Source organism: Pseudoduganella sp. GW821-FHT11H04 (assembly GCF_058807935.1).
The window spans coordinates 536,517-557,156 of record NZ_JBXARE010000002.1; the positions used below are offsets into that span (position 1 = coordinate 536,517).

The window sequence follows — 20,640 nt, forward strand, 5'->3', positions numbered from 1 at the left end:
GGTGATTTTCCAGTCTTGGCAAGTCGGCAGAGCGAGTGCACGCGTGACGCGTACCCTCGCTGTTAAAGTCGACGTGACAAGCGTTGTCAAGTAACTCAGTGACCAAGCAGGCCCTGTTTAAGGCGGGTTGTTTTCAATGATTGGATAATCCACTGGCCCCGCCCCATCATTCGGTTTGCAGGCGAGCGACAATTTGGACGCACTTTTCTTGCTCCGGTAGACGAAGTCCAGGTGAAATTTCTCTTTCACTGTGTTTGCATCCGTCAGTTCCATATGCTTTCCGTTGTCACGGATCACTGGGTTGCTTAGCTGCGTTTGTCCAATCGGTGTGATTGTGACCGATTCAATGACGACATCATCTGGAGTCGGAGTCACCAGGCGAAACTTGATCACTGTGTCATGGTCCTGAACTGGGATAATTTCCGGATCATATTGCGCAGAGTATCCGCCCGAAACTTCTGCGACGATAATATTGACGTGTTTCGTCGTTGGGTCGCCTCTAGTTTTATCTCTCATAATTTCCCTTTCAAGGACTGGTGGGTGGAAACTAACTGGGTATATCGTTCTTCGCGATATCCCATTTTTTTGAGCTTTTCGACGTTTGGAATGACACTTGTTATGTCTCCAAGACAGACGTTTGCTCGAACTTGTGATGCCAGCAACGAATAGTCCTCCGTGCCTGCTTTAATATTTCCCAGTAGTTCGCTGGCCTTTCGGCAATAAGGCAAAGCCGCTTCGTCTCCTAGTTGTCGGCGAGCCAAATCTGCCCGAGCGAGTTGGCCGTCGGCCAAGAACGAGAGTAGCGTTTTATCCTTAGGGGACTGCCGATGAAGCTCTTCTAAACGCGAAAGAATGGCCTCAGTCGTTGTAGTCGCCTCGCGGTCGCGGCCAAGGGCAGCCAACGATGCTGCTCGCCCGAGCTCGAACTTAGCGCCGAGATAGATAAGGAACATGTTCTTTGGATCGAGCGCGATCAATGGAGCCAATTGTCTACTCACATCTTGTAGCTGCTCCAAAGATTGATTCGCGTTCGCGGATGTCATCTGAGTCTCGGCTAGTCGGCCGCGTGCTTGTAATAGTCGCGACTGCCAAGTACGGTTGCTTGGGTCTTTTGCCACAAGGCTTTGTGTGATGTTGACTGCTTCATTTAGAGCCTTTACGGCATCCTGTCGCTCCCCGAACGCAACACTAAGGTGTGCTTGTCGCATCAGTGAGGACGCCAAAATGTTGCGCGCACTGGCATTAGATGGAGGGATCGTTGCAAGGATTGCTTGCTCTTCCCGATATAGTTTCATGGCGCCGGCGACGTCGCCAAGTTTTAGTGTGCTTTCCGCTACCCACGATACGGCGTTTGCTAGCGCCAGTTTTTGACTCTCATCTGGGGAAATAGAACTAGCAACCTGACGTTTCAGACCAAGGGATTTGCTAAATTCCTCCTTGGCTTTCGCATAGTCAGCACGTGACATTGAGAGCGTTCCGAGGGCTGAATGCGCATAGGATTGTTCCAGCCAACCGTCTGCTGGAGTCTGAGTTAACGCGGCAAACTTATCACTATAATTTTTGTACTCAACAAAGTACTTTTCCGCAGACTCAAGCTCGTTTCGGCCTTGAAAGTGCTGTCCAAGCATAAAGGAATTTGCGCCAGCTACTTTCAGGAAGTCAGGTTCTTTTTCAAAGTCTGCGGGAGCGCTTTGAATGAGCTCCCTTGCTGTGAAAATCGTTTTCTGAAGGTCTTCTGCTCGTCCCCTGTGCCCGTGGACCACAGCAATAATGCCTAATGCTTTGATTCGGCTGACAAGTGAAGGTAGGCTTGCCTTCGAAACGTCCACTTTGCCAAGGTAGGTAAGCGCCTTATTGCCGACATCATCTAATAAATCAAGTCGGCCTATAGGGCGTAGTTTTTCTGAGAAGTCGCCGAGCATGAAAGTCATAAGGCCCTCGGCTTCACTTCGATTACGTTCCGCTTCCTTCTGTGCTGTACGTGCAGTGAAACCGAAGATCGTCGTCAGGACAGAAAGAACGGCGATCAGACCTGTGATTCCGAACACGATGCGCTGGGCCAGTCGAGCACGGCTAATGGACGTGCGGACAAACTCGTTTTCCAACGGAGTAAGAGCAAAGTCCTTCAGCTCAAGCAGTTCAGTTGCTTGGCTAACCTGGCTACCACGTGGGATCAGAAGATCTTTGTGACGTCCAGCCTCGCTCCAGCGAGTAGCTTGCCCTGAGATTCGGGTGCGCAGTTGAAGCGCGTTGCGATGTCGTTCTATCCAGTCGGCCACTCTAGGCCAGCGGCGCAGTAGCGCTTCATGCGCGACACCGAAGCTTGGAACATCGCCAGCAAGTTCGCTGACGAAAAGCCGGGCTTCGACCATAACCCGAACCAGTTCCCGTTCATCTTCGGTTCTTAGCATGGCCAGTGGGCTGCGGCGAGAAGTAATCGCTGCCTGCTCTTCGCCGACGTTAACTAGCAATGAAAGTACATGCGGTAAGGACGCAAGCTGGGCAGCGTTGAGTCGAGAAACCACCTGTTCAGCTCGTACACCAACTGCTCCCTCTATGCCACCGAGCTGTCGATAAACATCAAAACTGAGAGTGTCGTGTTCTCCGCGTTGGCGGTAAAGCTCGTTTAGTGTGTACTGCAAGAGCGGCAGCATGTCGGTCCCCCCGCGCGCTGCATCGCAGAGAACATCGTCGAGGCTAGCACCTGTAGATTCGTCTTTTTCAAAGGTAAGGCTGGCCGCTAAAGCTGGCTGACGAACGATTTGAGCGATGTCGGCTCCGTCGGGAGGGAGGACATCGAAGTGGGCGCCACGTGTTTTAAGTGTAAGCAAAACCGCTTGCGCCATCACTTCTGGATAGAAGTCATTGCGGCATGCCATCAGCATCAGCAGGCAATTTGACTTGGCGAGTGCATCAATCACGCCGATGAAGCGGTCGGCTTCGTCTGGCTCGGCGCGGAACACTGCTTCGAGGCGGTCGACGAACATGCCGATCTGGGCTCGCGAACAGGCACGGTTGCGCAGTTCGGCGGCTACTGCGTCGGGATCAGTGGACAGGCGTTGGCCGAGGCTGTCGGCGCTGGCGCCGGGGAAGAGTGGTTCGCCATTGATGTCGGCGTCAATCAGGGCGCCGGCCAAGGCCTGGAACAGGGTGCCACTTCCGAGGTCGGCGCAATCGAGATAGACGGTGCTGACCAGGCCGATGGGTTCATCGGAACGGGTGGTACCTGCCATTAAATGCGGCAGCAGGCCGGCGCGTACCAGGGAGGTCTTGCCCGAGCCAGATGGGCCAAGTACCAGTGCCATGGGGTAACCATGCGTGGCCTGGGTCATCACCAGCTCGCGCAATTGGGCGGTGGCTTGCACTCGGCCGAAGAAAATGGCGGCGTGATTTTCCTGGAACGCTTCCAGACCACGGAACGGTGAGCCGCCTTCCCAGATGGTCGAGGGCGGTGCGGCGAAGGTCACGACTGGGGCGATGGCGCGGTAGCCGCGTTTGCGGATCGTTTCAATATAGCGTGGTTCGGTGCTCGAATCGCCGAAGGCGCGGCGCAGCTGGGTGATTGCCTTGTGGACAGGGTTATCACCCAGTTCGTTGCTTCCCCAGCAAGCCTGCAGGATCTCTTCCGCTGGAATTACGGCCCCTGGATGGCGGCAAAGATAGCGCAATACCGCCATCACGCGCGGCTCAAGTTGCGTCTTGGCATCCCCATTGCTGACGATATTGGCTTCTGGACTGACCAACCAGTCGCCGAATTGAAACTCCATAGCCTGTCCAACCTTCTGTTCTTTGTATTCTTATAAATCAATGACTTAGAAAGCTTCCGGAGCAAATCTTCCGGTCCGGAAGGTTTCCTTCTGGCCATCGGAAGGTTTCCGGAAGGCTAAGGAAGGCTTTTTTTCTTACATTGCAGTCATTGCCAAACGGCTAAATCTTAACATTCTTAAAAGCAAAAATGGTCACTACTAAAGCGGTATTTTTTGAGATCGGCTCCGAAACCACGACTTCCGTACAACAGCTCTCGGCGAGCTGGTTTACGTCTGGAAAGTTGCTCGAGAGCACGATTGACGCCATGCGCGCCGCCGGAGAGTTTCCTAATGACATCCGTTACGGCAGCATGGAAGTGGGCAGCCTGGCCCTCGGCGGCGATGGTGAAGACAAGGCTGAACTGCGTCCAATCGAGATTCGTTATGACGAATCGGCGCCAAATACGGCCCACGTGACCTTCACTCTTGCGTCCGGCAACTTGCGCTTCTACAACGCTTATGGCCGCAAGGACATCCTCAGGCAGTCGGTGGCCGGCTGGCGCCTGGAGTTCATGGCTGCTGTAAATGAATACGGCGGCCTGGCCTTGCATGCTGCGCTGTGTGATGTGGAGAAATCCAATTTGCCTTGCGATAACGGTCCGCTGAAGGAGTTCTTTATTACTGCCGTCGGCCACTGGCTGCGCAGCCTGGCGCCGGCCGTGCTCAATAAAACGGCAATGCGCCGTGCTGTGATCGGCCGCGAGAGCTTCATGCGCCAGTACATCTACCCGATGGTGGTGGAGAAGCTGCAGCGTCGCCTGAACTCGCTGCCCGACTACGTGGCTTCGCGTGATGGCGTGGCCCAGGTCAATCCGATGGAAAGCCAGAATGAGAAATCGGGTGTCGATGCGACCTTGAGCAACGGTGAGCGTGCGCGCTTCATCCGCAACAGCAATGGCTGGACTTATCGCGACCATGTGCTGCTGAACTGGCAGGAAGCCAACCGTACCCTGCACGACCGCGAGTCGGAGCAGGATCTGCAATACATGGTGACCTTGGGCCGTCAATCCGGTCCGGATGGTGTTCCGCGTCCGACGCTGGATATTAGCGGTGTCCTGGGCCGGTACGAGTGGGACAGCGTGAAGCAGGAACTGCCGCTGTCGCGCCAGCGCAGCTATATGGGCAAGGCCTGGGCGCGCGCAACGCTGCAATGGTCGCTGCGCCTGCAATGGCACGCGGCAAATGGCAGGGTGGAAGTCGTTTCGCTGGCGCGCAAGGGCGTGCCGGCGACCGATGCCGGCACCACGGGGATCTATGTGGTCTCCGATCCGCTGCCGCACCTACTGAACGTTCAGCGCATGAACCTGTGGTGGGACGGTAATGCAGCAAGCCTGGCTGCGGTTCAACAAGATATTGCCGGTTCGCTGGCAACGGCGACCAGCGAGTTGTTTGCCGCCGTTGCGGAGGGGCTGGCCCCAGGGCGCAAGCTGGGGTGCCGTGACTTGCGCATTAATGAGTCTGGTGACATTGAAATTGAATTGGGGGAGTAAAGCATGTCTGTGCTGATGACATCTGTGCCGGTGGCACAGGTACGACAATGGGGCGGTGCCTGTGCGTCGGGCGCTTTGAGTTTTGCTGCTGCGCGGGTGTCGCGCATTGTGCTGCAACGTGAACCGATGGCAAGTGAAGCGTTGTCGTGGACTACTCTCTATAGCTGCCAGGGCGATGCGGTGCGCGGCCGTTCCGAGCTGGCGCTGCATTTGCTGGCGCGCCCTGAATTGGCGGAGCTGGATCAAAAGGAGCGCCTGCTGCGCGCTTATAACGCGGTGTTTGATCGCTACGATGCGTCGCAACCGGCGGACATGGCTTACTGGCGTAGCCAGCTGAACGCTGGTCGCGAGTTGCCTGCGCTGGTGCGGCAGGAACTGGTGCCGTTGTATGAATCCGGCTATCGCTCCAGCCCTTGCGCCGCGCCTGCGGTGACGCGCTCGCCGCTGTTCGTGGTGCGCGATGGTTCGGGCTTGCCGTTGGTGTTTTCGCTCGGTGCGAACCGTTCGCTGTACATGTTCCGCCGTACGCCTTTTGGCCGCTGGTCGCAAACCGATTTGAGCGGGATGCTGCCTCTGAACCAGCCGGGCAAGGTGCAGGCGCTGGATGTGCAGCAAGCCCCGGACGGCACGATCGCGCTGGCAATGGCGGTTGCGCCTTGGGGCAGCGCTGCTGGTCCGACCTTGCATGTGGCGGTCGGTATTTCCAACCATCTGGACGAGGCGGGCTGGGTCGAAGTATTGCGTGGCATGGCGCCGCGCCAGGTGCCGGAGATTGAAGATGATGTGACTCGGATCTCGTTTGGCCTGTTGCAGTCTGGCGCGGTGCCGATGGTGCTGGTGACGGCTGCACATACCTGGTACTTCAATGCGGCGATGGATGGGCCGTTGCTGGCGTGGGAGGAGCAGGATGGTGCGGCCTCCGTGGCGAGGGCGGTTGGCAGCTATCGGGTGCCGGGAGCCTGGTGCTTGAGTGATACGTCTGCTGGCCGCACGTTGCGCTTCAATAGCTTTGCGCGCGCTGCGGCGTGGGGCATTGCGATTGATTACCAGGGGCTGCCGCGCCGTGCTTCTTCACTGCACCTGGCGCCTTCCAATGTGCCGAATGTGCCGGACGTGTTTGTGGCCGGTGAAAGCATCGTGGTCTATCGCGGCGGGCAGTCGATTCCGCAGCCGGTGGCGAATATCGGTGGCGCTTGCGTGGTGTGGAGCGAGGCTACGTCACTTGGCGAGTACCTGGCGTATGGCGACGGTGCTGGCGGACTTTGGCTGGTGTGCCGCAAGCAGGGCGGTCATTGGGGGATGCCGGTGCCGATCGCTACTACCTTGGTGATGGCGGCGTTGATGGCGGCGCCGAATTATGGCGGGGTGCATGCGATTGGTGTGACGCCGGGCGGGGCGTTGGCCTGGCTGCGCTTTAATTCGGATGGCGCGCAGGTTGGGGCGGAGGAGATTACCCAGGCTGCGGTGTGGGATGATGAGGCGCAAGAGGTGCAGCGAGCGGCTCGCGTTGCGCGCAGTGTGGCTTAAGATTTGTCCTTGACTAGCAGGGCGTCGATAAGGCTGGCGACCCAGCAGATTAACAGGATCCAGCTGGCGGCTTCGGCGCCGGAGAGCGTACTGGTTTGATGCAGGCGTTCGGTGATCGAGACAGGGTCGGGCGCGAGGCGGCCGCTCATGGCTTCGTCGAGCAATTGGTTGGCGCTTTGGATGATGCCGGCCATGATCCAGATGGTTGCAGCCAGGGCGGGGATGAGGAAGGCCAGGCCGCGTTTGGGACGTTTTTGGAAGACCAGTTGGCCGAGGCCGGGGAAGACCAGGCCTGAGAGTAGGGCTGCTTTGGTAGATTGTTTCATTCGTGTTCCTTTAAACCCGGCAAACCGGTAAACCGGTCGGATGGCCGCCCCGTCTGACCCGCAGGGTCAGACCCCGATACGCGGCGGTCGCGGGCCGAACGTGTCTGACCCTGCGGGTCAGACATGGGTTTGCCGGTTTTCAAAATAAAAAAACGCCGGAACCCGAAGGTACCGGCGTTTTCCATTTCAGGCAAGCGTGCGCTTACGCGTAGTCGCTAACTGGAATGCATGCGCAGAACAGGTTGCGGTCGCCGTACACGTTGTCGGCGCGGCCGACCGGTGGCCAGTACTTCTGCTTGCGCAGCGATGGCACTGGGTAGGCGGCCACTTCGCGGCTGTACTTGCGGTCCCACTTGTCGGCCAGCAGCACTTCTGCGGTGTGCGGTGCAAACTTCAGCGGGTTGTCCAGCTTGTCGAACTCGCCCGATTCAACCTTGGCGATTTCAGCGCGGATGGCGATCATGGCGTCGATGAAGCGGTCCAGTTCGACTTTGGACTCGGATTCGGTCGGCTCGATCATCAGCGTGCCTGGAACAGGGAAGCTCATGGTCGGTGCGTGGAAGCCGAAGTCCATCAGGCGTTTGGCCACGTCTTCGTTGCTGATGCCGGTGGCATCGGTCAGCGGACGCAGGTCCAGGATGCACTCGTGCGCAACCAGGCCGTCGTGGCCCGAGTACAGCACTGGGAAGTGCGGCGCCAGGCGGCGTGCAACGTAGTTAGCGTTCAGGATCGCGGTTTCGGTCGCTGCGGTCAGGCCGACTTCGCCCATCATGGCGATGTACATCCAGGAGATCGGCAGGATCGATGCAGAGCCGAACGGCGCGGCCGAAATCGAGCCGATGCCGTCTTCGCTACGCACATAGCCGTTGGAACGCTGGTTCGGCAGGAACTTGGCCAGGTGTGCGCCAACGCCGATCGGGCCGACGCCTGGGCCGCCACCGCCATGTGGAATGCAGAAGGTCTTGTGCAGGTTCAGGTGCGATACGTCGCCGCCGAACGAACCTGGGCCGGCTACGCCAACCAGTGCGTTCATGTTGGCGCCGTCGACGTAAACCTGGCCGCCGTGCGAGTGAATGATTTCGCACAGTTCGGTGATGCCGTCTTCGAACACGCCGTGGGTCGATGGGTAGGTCACCATCACGCAAGCCAGGTTCTTGGAGTGCTGTTCTGCCTTGGCTTTCAGGTCGACCAGGTCAACGTTGCCCTTGTCGTCGCAGGCGGTTACGACAACCTGCATGCCTACCATGGCGGCGGATGCTGGGTTGGTACCGTGTGCCGACGATGGGATCAGGCAGACGTTGCGGTGGCCTTCGCCGCGGGACTCGTGGTACTTCTTGATCACCAGCAGGCCGGCGTATTCGCCTTGCGAACCAGCGTTAGGCTGCAGGGATACTGCGGCATAGCCGGTAGCGGCGCACAGCATGTCTTCCAGCTGGGCGATCATTTCGCGGTAGCCGACGGTCTGGTCGTTTGGCGCGAACGGGTGGATCGACGAGAACTCAGGCCAGGTCACAGGAATCATTTCGCTGGTGGCGTTCAGCTTCATGGTGCAGGAACCCAGCGGGATCATGGTGCGGTCCAGCGCCAGGTCCTTGTCGGCCAGGGAACGCAGGTAGCGCAGCATTTCTGTTTCGCTGTGGTAGCGGTTGAAGGTTGGGTGCTCCAGGTAGGCGGAGCTACGCACCAGCGCTTCCGGGAAGCTGTTGCCAACCGAAGCTTCAACTGCGTCGAAGTCAGGAGCAGCTTTGCCGCCGCTGAACACGTTCCACAGAGCAGCCAGGGTATCGCGGTCGCAGGTTTCGTCCAGCGAGATGCCGACGTGCTTGGCGTCGATCTTGCGCAGGTTGATGCCGGCGGCGACGGCGGCTGCGTGCAGAGCGTCAGCTTTGTCGGTAACGACGGTCAGGGTGTCGAAGAAGGATTCGTTGACCGAGTAGCCCAGGGACTTCAGGTTGGCTGCCAGGATGCCTGCGTAGCGGTGGGTGCGCTCGGCGATCTGCTTCAGGCCTTTAGGACCGTGGTAGACGGCGTACATGGAAGCCATCACGGCCAGCAGCACCTGTGCGGTACAGATGTTGGAGGTCGCTTTTTCGCGGCGGATGTGCTGTTCGCGGGTCTGCAGGGCCAGGCGGTAAGCCTTGTTGCCGTTCTGGTCGATGGTCACGCCAACCAGGCGACCTGGCATGGAGCGCTTGTATTCGTCGCGGGTAGCCATGTAGCCGGCGTGCGGGCCGCCGAAGCCCAGCGGCACGCCGAAGCGCTGCGAGTTACCGACGACGACGTCGGCGCCCCATTCGCCCGGAGGGGTCAGCATGGTCAGTGCCAGCAGGTCGGCGGCAACGATCACCATGGCGCCGGTGGACTTCACGGTTTCAACGGCGGCGCGGTAGTCGCGCACAACGCCGTTCACGCCTGGGTATTGCAGCAGCACGCCGAAAGCGTCGGTCACGCCGGCCAGTTCGGCTGGGTCGAAGGTCTTGACGGTGATGCCCAGCGGCTCGGCGCGGGTCTGCACCACTTCCAGGGTCTGCGGCAGCACGTCGTTGGCGACGTAGAAGGTGTTCGACTTGGACTTGCCGACGCGCTGGATCAGGGTCATGGCTTCGGCAGCGGCGGTGCCTTCGTCCAGCATGGACGAGTTGGCGATGGCCATGCCGGTCAGGTCGATCAGCACCTGCTGGAAGTTCAGGATCGCTTCCAGGCGGCCCTGGGAGATCTCTGGCTGGTACGGGGTGTAAGCGGTGTACCAGGCTGGGTTTTCGAAGATGTTACGCAGTACCACGCCCGGGGTGTGGGCGTTGTAGTAGCCCTGGCCGATCAGGGATTTCAGCACCTTGTTCTTGGAGGCGATGCCTTTCAGCTTGGCCAGCGCCTCGTTTTCCGGCAGCGGCTGGGTGAACTGGCCCAGTGGCAGGGCGCTCTTGTTGCGGATGCCAGGTGGGACGATGGCATCGATCAGGGCGGCGCGGGTTGCGTAGCCGAGCACGTCCAGCATTTCTTGCTGTTCTGCGGCTTCCGGGCCGATGTGGCGGGCGATGAATGCATCGCGGGCTTCAAGTTGGGTCAGGCTGGTGCGGGTCATGGTGGGAAATCTCTTGGCCAGAATGTCAAAAGGGCCCGCGCATGGCGGGCCCGGTAATGCAGGAATTAGTGTGCGACGTTGCCGTAAGCAGCTGCGTCCAGCAGGCCGTTGATGGCGTTGGCATCGCTAGGCTTGATCTTGAACAGCCAGTTCGCGTAAGCGTCGGCGTTGATCGACTCAGGCGCGCCGGTCACGGCGTCGTTCACTGCGACCACTTCGCCCGATACCGGGGCGTAGATGTCGGAAGCGGCTTTCACCGATTCCACCACGGCGGCGTCGTCGCCGGCGGTGAAGGAGGCGCCGACTTTTGGCAGCTCGACGAACACGATGTCGCCCAGGGCTTCTTGCGCGAATTCGGTGATGCCGACGGTAACGGTGCCGTCCGCTTCAGCGCGTACCCACTCGTGGGACTCGGTGTACTTCAGGTCTGCTGGAATGTTGCTCATGTTGGCTCCAAGGCTAAGGTTATTGTTTATTTGTGCTCAATCTGGCTTAAGCAACCAGGATTTTACCGTTACGGACGAAAGGCAGCTTCACGACGGTGGCGGCCAGCTTCTTGTCGCGGATTTCCACGTGCACGGTGTCGCCCACGTTCACGCCCATCGGCACGCGCGCCAGTGCGATTGCCTGCTGCATGGTCGGGGAGAAGGTGCCGGAAGTGATTTCTCCTGCTTCGCCGTTGGCGGCGATGACTTTCTGGTGGGCGCGCAGCACGCCGCCTTTTTCACGCAGGATCAAGCCGACGAATTGTGCGTTCTGGCCTTTTGCCAGCAGGGCTGCTTTGCCGATGAAGTCGCGCTCGGAGACCAGGTCGATGGTCCATGCCAGGCCGGCGTCCAGCGGGTTCACGGTTTCGTCCATGTCCTGGCCGTACAGGTTCATGCCGGCTTCCAGGCGCAGGGTGTCGCGTGCGCCCAGGCCAGCTGGCTTCACGCCGGCTGCGTTCAGGGCGTTCCACAGTGCTTCTGCCTGTTCAGCAGGCACGCCGATTTCGAAACCATCTTCACCGGTGTAGCCGGTGCGGGCAACCATGGCTTCACCGAAGGCGGTGCCTGGAACCAGGGCAACGTTGAATGGCTTCATTTCGGCGGTGGCTTCTTTAGCCTGTGGGATGACTTCCCATACCTTGGCGCGGGCGTTCGGGCCTTGCACGGCGATCAGGGCCATGGCGTTGGCGCCGTCGCGGCGTTGGGTAATGGTCAGGCCGGCGTTGGTGGCTGCGTTCTGCTTCTCCATCCAGGCGATGTCTTTCTCCGCGGTGCCGGCGTTGACCACCAGGCGGAACCAGTCTTCGTTGATGAAGTAGATGATCAGGTCGTCGATGACAGTGCCTTCAGGGTTCAGCATGGCGGAGTACAGCGCCTTGCCGGACACCTGCAGCTTGTCGACGTTGTTGGCGACCAGGCCGCGCAGGAAGGAGCGTACGTTGGCGCCCTTGATGTCAACGACGCACATGTGGGCCACGTCGAACATGCCGACGTCGGTGCGCACGGCGTGGTGCTCTTCGATCTGGGAGCCGTAGTTGACAGGCATGTCCCAGCCGCCGAAGTCGACCATACGGGCGCCGAGGGCACGGTGAGCATTGTTCAGTGGGGTTGCTTTGAGCGACATTGATACCTCAGGGCAGAGAATAGGGGTTAATAAACGTAAACATGATTACGCCTACCCCTCTGTCCTTGGTACCTGAGAGATAACGGGAAGGTAATCCCGCACGCCCCTTCGGTGGGCCCCGCGCCATGGCGGGCCGCTCTCCAGAGTTTTAGCCCGTTTGGGCCCTTGTTCGGTCCTTTTGCCTGAGAGTTTCTGGGTAATGCCCCTTCGGCGCCAGCGTTCGCTGGTCTCTCCCGATCAAGACTTGGGACTATATGACAGGAGGGCAATAAAGTCAATCTTAGGTGGGGCGGGAACTTGACGCAGGCTTGCTGGTCCAAGGGGCGCGGCATGGGCCGCAGAATGAGGTTCGCGCTCCAATCCTCCACCTTGCGTTAGTGCGGCGATTGTTGCTGTTGGATATATTGCCGGATCGCTGCACTTGGCGCCCCATCGCAACTACCTGCGAAATATGAAGGTGACCACAAAGCTCCGTCCCACAGCTTGTTCCTTATCGACGGATAATTTTTCCTCTGGAAGGCGGCGGATTGAAGATGCGACGCAGGAGGAGTTGTCGCGCTGGATGGGGAAAACTATATTGGCAAGGAGGCTTGAGGATGTTCTGGAGGGGTAATGCGGACGTAACATCGCTCCTGTCTGCGCTAGAATGGCTCCAACATCCATGTCCATAAGTGGAGCGACCATGAGCGAAGAAAAGCAAAAACGAGATACGGAAGCGTGGTTCACCTTGTCCGGTGACGTGAACAGCGATATGGTGCACCGTGTGTTCGATGCGGTGGCCGACATGACGGAGGACGGCATCGAGACCGCCCATATCCTGCTCCAGTCAAACGGCGGCTACGTCAGCGACGGCCTCTGCCTGCACAACTACCTGCGCAACCTGCCTATCAAGATCATCACCTACAACGGTGGGGCGGTGGCGTCGATTGCGGTGATCCTGTTCCTGTCGGGCGACGAGCGTTATGCCAGCGAGACGGCGCGCTTCATGGTGCACAAATCGCACGCCAGCGCACCGCATGGCGCCCGGCCCGACGCCCTGCGCATCATCGTGGAAGGCTTGCAGGCCGACGATGCCCGCACCGAATCCATCCTGCGCAAATACGTGCATTTGACCGAAGAACACTGGAACATCCACGCCTATTCGGATCTGCACCTGACAGCGCCGGAAGCAGCCAAAGTCGGCCTGGTCAACGAGGTCGCCGACTTCAAGCCGCCAAAGGGCAAGCGCGTCACCAACATCTGAAACAGCAAGGGCCCGGAAGCATGCTCCCGGGCCCCATCGCGTAAAGCCCCCTCATTTATCGATTGCCGCTACGGCTTGAAGGGTTCTTCTTGTCCGTCTTGGCCTGGCGGCCAGTGTCGGATTGCTGGTTGGCCGGCTGTGCGCCCGAACGCGAGCCCTGGTCGGCGCTCTGGCGGGTGCCGGAACTTGAGCTCTGTTTGCTCGATTTCTGCTTGGATTTCATGATGGTTCCTTTCTGAAGGATGGGAACTTCATGATGCTTTGTGTAATAGTAAACGTGAATCGGCATGCAACTTAACACTTTGTAGGACTAGTCCTGCACCCTCGTGGTGCGTGCTCAACAGTTTGACTACATTGCCGTAAATATTTGCAGATTCTTTGTGTTCGGGTATTGCCATATGGAAAGAATCTGCGACAATATGAATAACCCTCAAAGTCAGGCAAAATCATGCTTCCAGAAAACCCCACATCTTCGGCGCCCAAAAAAGCGGTCACGCCGCGGCATGCGCTTCTGGAAAACCTGATCAGCCTGGTCAACAAGCACGTCAGCGAGCAATTCAAAGAACTGTGTACCAACTGGGCGGCCAGCCTGGTGGATGCGACAGACGCGACCGACGTCAAGACCATGCAAGCGCGTCTGCGCGCGGGCAACCGGCTGCGCACCGACCATTACGGTTTCCTGGGCGTTTTTGGCGAACAGTTGGAAAAAGACCTCCGGAACGAGATCGCGCAGCTGGCGCCGGGCCAGAAGGCGCCTGTGCCCAAGGGCATCGAGGCGCTGTCCCTGGTGTCGATGGAGGAAATGGACACCAAGGTGACCATGGGCAGCTTCAGCAAGGCATTCGAGGTCAAATATTCCGATGGCCTCGCGACGCTGAATGTGCGCCTGGCTTTCCTGCTGGATCGCGACATCCTGCGCATCAACCAGAATCCTTTCCGTCCCGAGGTGTTCCTTGGTTCTTTCCAGCAAGCCTGGATGGACTTTATCAAGGACGAGGAGGCCGCGGAGCTGATGAAGCCATTCCTGCGGCCTGAAGATTTTTTCAAGTTCAGCGATATGCTGGAAGAGCTGAATACTGCACTTGAACGCAAGGGCGTTGGCCCGGGTTCGGTGGAAAAACACAAGACGCGCCGCGCTGATTCGCACGATGCCTCGCAGGCATCGGGGCGCAAGAAGAACCAGCAGGCCGCGCTGGCTGAACAGCTGCGCAATTTCTTCTCGGGTGGTGAAACGCCTGGCGGCGGCAAGCCTGCGCCGACGGGATTTGAGCAGTTGGGCGACCTTGATTTATCGCTGCCAACCTTGAGCGTTACGCCGGGCCTGTATGGCACGCCGGCGCATACAAATGATTCGTCCGCTGCGCCAGTGGTTTCTGCGCCGTCGATTCCTGCTCCAGGCAGCGCCGCGCCGACGATGGCGGCGCCAGGGCAGGTAATGCCAGCAGGAGGCTTTGTATCGGCCGGTGCGCCTGGCATGGCAATGTCTGGTGGCGTGCCGATGATGCATGGCAGTGTGGCTGGAGGCGCTGCGCCGGTGATGGCGGGTGTGCCTGTCGCTCATGGAGCCGGTGGGATGGGTATTCCGGCCGGGGGCGTAGTGTCCGGCGGCGGCTTCCCGATTATCTCTGGCGGTGGCATGCCGGGCATGGCGGTCCAGGGCGGCATTGGTGTCGCTCCCGGCGTGGCGATGGCTGGCGGTCCTGTGATGGCTGGTGGCCCAGTCGCGGTAGGCGGGCCGGCGATGGCCGGTGGACCAGCAATGGTCGGCGTCCCTGCGATGGCGGGCATGCAGATGTCCGGCGGGACCGCGATGACGGATATGCCGTTGATGAGCGGCGGCGGAGTGCCTGGCTCCGGCGTCCCTGGCGGAATGCTTTCGGGCGTTGCGGTGCCAGGCGTGCCGGGCGGTGTCGCAGTGCCTGCGGGCGGCTGGACGCAAGGTCCTGCGCAAGGCTTCCACGGCGGCGCGAACAATGAAGCGGCCCAGCGCGCATCCCTGCTGAGCGCCAAAGAACCCCTGATGAACTTCCTGGCGCAATTGCAGCGCGGCGTGCCGAGTGGCGCGGTGTTTGCAAGCGCCGGTGCGGGCTCCGATAGCGGCGCGATGCCTGCCGTGGGCCTGGCGCCTGGCTTCGCGGGCGGCTTTGCGGCCGGTTCGTCGGTAGATGGCGGGGGCACGATGCCGGCTCCGGGCTTTGCAGCAGGCGGCTCGATGGGCAATGTCTTCCTGCTTCCTCAGATTAAAGAGCAAGCGCCAGCCGGCAGCCTGACGCGCGCCGACGAAGGCACTATCGACCTGCTGTCGGCGGTGTTCGATACGGTCTTCCGCGACTCCAGCATCTCCCCTGAAATCCGTGACCTGATCCGCTTCTTGCAGATCCCGGTACTGAAGGCCGCTCTGGTCGACAAGAACTTCTTCTTCCAGGAAGCGCACCCGGCCCGCCGCATGATCGACCTGCTGTCGCGCATGGGCTGGGAGCAGCATAAGGATCCGGATGATCCGCTGTACAAAGCCATGCAGCGCAGCGTGGAAAAGGTCAGCCAGGATCACGAAGAAGAGATGACCGTGTTCACCGAAGCGGTGAACGAGCTCGAAGCGTCCATCAAAGCGGAGGAGGCCGCAGCGGCTGCCGCCATGGCGGAGCCGATCGCGAAGGCGCTGAAGCAGGAAAAAATGTCGGTCGCCGCTAAGTCGGCCAAGGATGCCGTGGCGCTGCGCATCGGCACCGGCGAAGTGGTCGCGATTGTCGAAGCCTTCTTGCAGAACAAGTGGGTGTCGGTCCTGACCATCGCCTACAGCGTGGAAGACGACAAACCGGGCGCCGTCAACAACGCGACCCAGACCATGGATGACCTGATCTGGAGCGTGCGTCCAAAGATCACCCAGGACGAGCGCAAGAAACTGATTTCCAAGCTGCCGACCTTGCTGTCCACCCTGAACAAGTGGCTGGACGTGGTTAAGTGGCAGGATGCCGATCGCCTTCAGTTCTTCGCTGAACTGGCGGAATGCCACGCTTCGATCGTGCGTGCGCCGATCGAAATGTCGCCTGAACGCCAGGTCGAGATCGCGATGGAAGTGGCGAAGCAGGATGCCGAGCGCCGCATGCAACTGCAAGCCGTGGCCGAAGTGAAGGCTGAAGAAGTGCCGCCTCCAGACGATGATGCGAATATCGAGGTGGATAGTCTGGCGCGCGGCATGTGGCTGGAATTCGACCAGGAAGACGGAAGCAAGCGCAAGGTCAAGCTGGCCTGGATCAGTCCACTTAAAACGCTCTATATCTTCTCGACCACGGGCCGCCAGGAAGCTTTCTCGATCACCGGCGATGCGATGGCGCAGCAGTTCCGCAATGGTACAGTTCGCCTGATCCGCACCGAGGGCGTGGTGGCCGCAGCCCTGTCAGTGGCAATGAGCGGTGTCGCCGCTGTCAACGACGAGCATCACGACGTGCCGGCCAACGGCACCTCTGCTTAATTCTTGCGCAGGGCGGCCAGCAGGCCGTCCGCTGCGTCCTCAATGTAGTCCAGCACCGTATCAAAGCCGTTCGCGCCGCCGTAATAAGGGTCGGGCACCACGTCCGAGCCTGAGCGCGAGGCAAACTCCATGAAAAGCCGCACTTTGTGGCGGTGTTGTGCCGGGCAGGCGCGCAGCAGGATCTCCAGGTTGTCGTGGTCCATCGCCAGCACGTAATCGAAGTTTTCGAAGTCTTCGGCGGCAACCTTGCGGGCGCGCTGGGCGCTGAGATCATAGCCCCGAATGGCGGCGTGGCGGGTGGAGCGTGCGTCGGGCGGATCGCCGATGTGGTAGGCGTGGGTGCCTGCTGAATCGATGTGCAGGTCCAGTCCTGCTGCTTCTGCGCGGCCCCGGAATACTCCCTCTGCGGTCGGGGAGCGACAAATGTTACCCATGCATACAAACAGGATGGCGGTTCTGGTCTTCATTTTGTTCTTGCCCTACAGGGAAAATGGTATGATTAGCCACTTTTTTAACACGTCCCAGCGGGCGAAGTACAGATAAAACGTGCGTCTATCTTCCATCAAATTGTCGGGATTTAAGTCGTTCGTCGATCCCACCAATTTCCAGGTACCCGGCCAGCTGGTCGGCGTGGTTGGTCCAAACGGTTGCGGCAAGTCCAATATTATCGACGCAGTGCGCTGGGTGCTGGGCGAATCCAAAGCGTCCGAACTGCGCGGCGAGTCGATGCAGGACGTGATTTTCAACGGTTCCACCCATCGCAAGCCAGCCGGCCGTGCGTCCGTGGAGCTGGTGTTCGACAACAACGAGGGCAAGGCGTCCGGCCAATGGGGCCAGTACGCGGAAATCGCGGTCAAGCGCACGCTGACGCGCGATGGCACGTCCACGTACTACATCAACGGCCAACCAGTGCGCCGGCGCGATATCCAGGATATCTTCCTCGGTACCGGCCTTGGCCCGCGCGCTTACGCGATCATCGGCCAGGGCATGATCTCGCGCATCATTGAATCGCGCCCGGAAGAGTTGCGCGTATTCCTGGAAGAAGCTGCAGGCGTGTCGAAGTACAAGGAGCGCCGCAGGGAAACCGAAAACCGCCTGCACGATACGCGTGAAAACCTGCTGCGCGTGGATGACATCCTGCGCGAGCTGAATAACAACCTGGAAAAGCTGGAAGGCCAGGCCGCCGTCGCGACCAAGTTCCACCAGCTGCAATCGGACCAGGACGAGAAACAGAAGCTGCTCTGGCTGCTGCGCAAGACCGAAGCGCAGAATGAGCAGGCGCGCTATTTCCGCGATATGGAACAGGCGCAGAACGACCTCGAGGAGCAGACCGCCAAGCTGCGCAACGTGGAGCTGACCCTGGAGCAGATGCGCCAGGCCCACTTCGCTGTCGGCGACCGCCTGCACCAGGCGCAGGGCCACCTGTACCAGACCAACTCCGAGATCGGCAGCCTGGAGGCGCAGATCAAGTTCGTGATCGAGTCGCGCACCCGGTTGCAGCAGCAGATCGGAGCCTTGACCGCGCAACGCGACCAGTGGGCGCAGCAGGCCGAGGAATACGGCGGCCAGGTCGCCGAGGCCGAGATCAACCTGGAAGAACTGTCGGCACGCGTGGAAGAAGCGCGCATGCTGGCGGAGCAGAAGGGCGAAATGCTGCCGGTGATGGAGCAGGAGTGGCGCGAGGCGCAAACCAAGAGCACCGAATCGCGCGCCCGCATCATGCAGGCGCAGCAGCAGCTGGAGCTGGAATCTGCGCATCAGCGCAACGCTTCCAACATCCTGGCCAGCCTGGCGACCCGCAAGGAGCGACTGCAGCAGGAGAAGGGCGGCCTGGCGATGCCCGATTCCTCGCACCTGACCAACCTGAAGATGCAACTGGAGGAAAAGCAGCAATCGCTGGAAGAGCAGAACATGATGCTCGAAGAGGCGATGGAGCAGCAGCCTAAGCTCGAAGAAGAGCGCCAGGCTGCGCAAGCCGCCGTGCAATCCGAATCCGCCGCAACCCACCAGCTGGAAGCGCGCCTGAATGCGCTGCGCCAGCTGCAGGAGCGTGTGCAGACCGAAGGCAAGATCACGCCTTGGCTGCAAAAGCATGAGCTGAACGAGCTGCCGCGCCTGTGGCAGAAGCTGGATATTGAAGAGGGCTGGGAAACGGCGCTGGAAGCCGTGCTGCGCGAGCGCACATCGGCGCTGCAGGTGTCCAATATCGAGTGGGCCAAGCACTTCTTCAGCGACGCCCCGCCGGCCAAGCTGGCGCTGTTTGCGCCTGCCGTCGCCGCCTCCGCAGACGCCGGCGCAAGCGGAGCGTCTCTGCGCCCCTTCATCGACCTCCTGAAACTGAATGACCCAGGCCTGCGCGGCGTCCTGCAAGACTGGCTGCACAACGTCTTCCTGGCCGACGACAACGCCAGCGCCTTCGCAGCGCGCGGCACGCTGCCGGCTGGCGGCTGTTTCGTCACCAAACAAGGTCATATCATCACCCAATCGTCCGTGCGCTTCTACGCTGCGGACGACGAACAAGCCGGGATGCTGGGCCGCCAGCACGAGATCGACAACATCACCAAGCAACTGCGCGCGCAATCGATGCTGGCCGAAGAAGCGCGCAGCCGCGCCGTGCGTGCCGACGCCGCACTGGGCAACCATAGCCGCCTGCTGACCGAGCTGCGCGGCAAGGTGCAAAGCCTGACCGCCAGCGTGCATACCCTGCAGCTGGAAGTGGTCAAACTGTCCGAAATCGAAGCCCGCTTCAACCAGCGCAGCAACCAGATCGAGACCGACCTGGCGGAAATCGCCGCGCAGGAAGAAGAACAGATGCAGGTCAAGCTGGAATCGGAAGAGAAATTCGAACGGCTCGATATGGAGCTGGGCAACCTGCAAGGCGAACACGAAGACGGCCAGACCGCCTTCATGGCAAAGGAGCAGCGCCTGGCCGACGCTCGCGAAGCCTTGCGTGAATTGGAACGCAAAGCGCAGGAAGCGGAATTCGCCGAGAAGTCGGGCCGCAACCGCATCGATGAACTGCGCCGCAGCATCGCCACCGCTACCGCGCAAGTCGCGCAAGTGGGCGAGAGCCTGCAAGCCGGCCAGCTCGAACTGGCAAGCCTGGAAGCCGGCACCGCCAACGAAGGCCTGCAGGACCTGCTGGACCGCCGCACGCAGCAAGAGCGCGCGCTGGCCGACGCCCGCCATGAACTCGACCAGATCACGCAGCAGCTGCGCCAGTTCGAAGACGCCCGCATGCAGGGTGAGCGCAGCCTGCAGCCGCAGCGCGACAAAATCACCGAGATGCAGCTGAAGGAACAGGCGGCGCGCCTGAACCAGGAACAATTCGCGCAGCAGTTGGCTGAAGTGCAGGCTGACGAAGCGGCGCTGGCCGAGAAGCTGCACCCGGACATGAAGGCCTCCTACCTGCAAGGCGAGGTGACGCGCCTGACCAACGCCATCGCCGCGCTGGGCGCCGTCAACCTGGCCGCGCTGGACGAACTGGCGACAGCATCGGAACGCAAGAACTTCCTCGACGCGCAGAACCGCGACCTGAACGAAGCGATTGCAACGCTGGAAGATGCGATCACCAAGATTGACAAGGAAACGCGCGACCTGCTGCAAGACACCTTCGACCGCGTCAACCAGAGCTTCTCCGAGCTGTTCCCGATCCTGTTCGGCGGCGGCCAGGCGAAGCTGATCATGACCGGCGAGGAAATCCTCGACTCCGGCGTGCAGGTCATGGCGCAGCCGCCAGGCAAGAAGAACGCCACCATCCACCTGCTGTCCGGCGGCGAAAAAGCGCTGACCGCAACGGCCCTGGTGTTCTCGATGTTCCGCTTGAATCCCGCGCCATTCTGCCTGCTGGACGAGGTGGATGCGCCGTTGGACGACGCCAATACCGAGCGCTTCTGCCGCATGGTGAAGCGCATGTCCGACCAGACCCAATTCCTCTTCATTTCGCACAATAAGATTGCGATGGAGATGGCCAATCAACTGATCGGTGTGACGATGCAGGAACAAGGCGTGTCGCGCATCGTGGCGGTGGACATGGAATCCGCCGCATCATTTGCTACAGAGGCTCAAGCCGCATGATTACAG

General features: G+C 60.2%; 13 protein-coding genes, 1 pseudogene and 2 riboswitches. Of the genes and pseudogenes, 5 read left to right on the plus strand and 9 right to left on the minus strand.

The window, feature by feature from the left end; translation table 11 throughout:
* Positions 1 to 117: 117 nt before the first annotated feature.
* Positions 118 to 516, minus strand: a complete 399-nt coding sequence (locus AC1RTP_RS06250) for a hypothetical protein (protein ID WP_498605697.1) — start codon at positions 514 to 516, stop codon at positions 118 to 120.
* Positions 513 to 3,767, minus strand: coding sequence for an nSTAND1 domain-containing NTPase (locus AC1RTP_RS06255; RefSeq protein ID WP_498605698.1), 3,255 nt, complete (start codon positions 3,765 to 3,767; stop codon positions 513 to 515). Before AC1RTP_RS06255 ends, AC1RTP_RS06250 begins: the two co-directional genes overlap by 4 nt.
* A gap of 188 nt (positions 3,768 to 3,955) precedes the next feature.
* On the opposite strand from AC1RTP_RS06255, the gene AC1RTP_RS06260 reads away from it, so the two are divergent.
* Together AC1RTP_RS06260 and AC1RTP_RS06265 are read left to right on the plus strand one after the other, a co-directional pair.
* Positions 3,956 to 5,296: a hypothetical protein gene (locus tag AC1RTP_RS06260; RefSeq protein ID WP_498605699.1), complete on the plus strand. Its 1,341-nt coding sequence runs from the start codon at positions 3,956 to 3,958 to the stop codon at positions 5,294 to 5,296.
* A gap of 3 nt (positions 5,297 to 5,299) precedes the next feature.
* Positions 5,300 to 6,823: a hypothetical protein gene (locus AC1RTP_RS06265; RefSeq protein WP_498605700.1), complete on the plus strand. Its 1,524-nt coding sequence runs from the start codon at positions 5,300 to 5,302 to the stop codon at positions 6,821 to 6,823.
* Here the strand turns inward: AC1RTP_RS06265 and AC1RTP_RS06270 are convergent.
* The 5 genes and pseudogenes from AC1RTP_RS06270 to AC1RTP_RS06290 all read right to left on the minus strand — a co-directional run.
* Complete coding sequence (locus AC1RTP_RS06270) at positions 6,820 to 7,149, minus strand: hypothetical protein (protein WP_498605701.1); 330 nt, start codon at positions 7,147 to 7,149, stop codon at positions 6,820 to 6,822. The two genes, AC1RTP_RS06265 and AC1RTP_RS06270, sit on opposite strands and share 4 nt — an antisense overlap.
* Positions 7,150 to 7,351: 202 nt before the next feature.
* The gene (gene gcvP, locus AC1RTP_RS06275) at positions 7,352 to 10,231 is read right to left on the minus strand and encodes an aminomethyl-transferring glycine dehydrogenase (protein ID WP_498605702.1); all 2,880 of its coding nucleotides are present in this window, start codon (positions 10,229 to 10,231) and stop codon (positions 7,352 to 7,354) included.
* A gap of 65 nt (positions 10,232 to 10,296) precedes the next feature.
* Positions 10,297 to 10,677 carry a glycine cleavage system protein GcvH gene (gene gcvH, locus AC1RTP_RS06280; RefSeq protein WP_498605703.1) on the minus strand — a complete coding sequence of 127 codons (381 nt, stop codon included), beginning with the start codon at positions 10,675 to 10,677 and terminating at the stop codon, positions 10,297 to 10,299.
* Positions 10,678 to 10,723: 46 nt separating this feature from the next.
* On the minus strand, positions 10,724 to 11,842 hold the full coding sequence (gene gcvT, locus AC1RTP_RS06285) for a glycine cleavage system aminomethyltransferase GcvT (RefSeq protein WP_498605704.1): 1,119 nt from the start codon (positions 11,840 to 11,842) through the stop codon (positions 10,724 to 10,726).
* A 49-nt stretch (positions 11,843 to 11,891) separates the two neighbouring features.
* Positions 11,892 to 11,996, minus strand: a riboswitch (glycine riboswitch).
* A gap of 6 nt (positions 11,997 to 12,002) precedes the next feature.
* A riboswitch (glycine riboswitch) is annotated at positions 12,003 to 12,088 on the minus strand.
* A gap of 128 nt (positions 12,089 to 12,216) precedes the next feature.
* Positions 12,217 to 12,360 (minus strand): annotated as a pseudogene (locus AC1RTP_RS06290) (transposase); the annotation flags it as partial.
* Positions 12,361 to 12,524: 164 nt separating this feature from the next.
* Between AC1RTP_RS06290 and AC1RTP_RS06295 the strand changes: the two are divergent.
* Positions 12,525 to 13,085, plus strand: coding sequence for an ATP-dependent Clp protease proteolytic subunit (locus tag AC1RTP_RS06295; RefSeq protein WP_498605705.1), 561 nt, complete (start codon positions 12,525 to 12,527; stop codon positions 13,083 to 13,085).
* A 55-nt stretch (positions 13,086 to 13,140) separates the two neighbouring features.
* On the opposite strand, the gene AC1RTP_RS06300 is transcribed toward AC1RTP_RS06295, so the two are convergent.
* Positions 13,141 to 13,308: a hypothetical protein gene (locus tag AC1RTP_RS06300; RefSeq protein WP_498605706.1), complete on the minus strand. Its 168-nt coding sequence runs from the start codon at positions 13,306 to 13,308 to the stop codon at positions 13,141 to 13,143.
* 225 nt (positions 13,309 to 13,533) lie between these two features.
* Between AC1RTP_RS06300 and AC1RTP_RS06305 the strand changes: the two genes are divergently transcribed.
* Positions 13,534 to 16,557 (plus strand): DUF1631 family protein, encoded by a 3,024-nt coding sequence (locus AC1RTP_RS06305; RefSeq protein WP_498605707.1) that lies wholly within the window; start codon positions 13,534 to 13,536, stop codon positions 16,555 to 16,557.
* Here AC1RTP_RS06305 and AC1RTP_RS06310 read toward each other — a convergent pair.
* Complete coding sequence (locus AC1RTP_RS06310) at positions 16,554 to 17,024, minus strand: low molecular weight protein-tyrosine-phosphatase (RefSeq protein ID WP_498605708.1); 471 nt, start codon at positions 17,022 to 17,024, stop codon at positions 16,554 to 16,556. The two genes, AC1RTP_RS06305 and AC1RTP_RS06310, sit on opposite strands and share 4 nt — an antisense overlap.
* A 79-nt stretch (positions 17,025 to 17,103) precedes the next feature.
* Between AC1RTP_RS06310 and smc the strand changes: the two genes are divergently transcribed.
* The gene (gene smc, locus AC1RTP_RS06315; RefSeq protein WP_498605709.1) at positions 17,104 to 20,634 is read left to right on the plus strand and encodes a chromosome segregation protein SMC; all 3,531 of its coding nucleotides are present in this window, start codon (positions 17,104 to 17,106) and stop codon (positions 20,632 to 20,634) included.
* Positions 20,635 to 20,640: the final 6 nt, after the last annotated feature.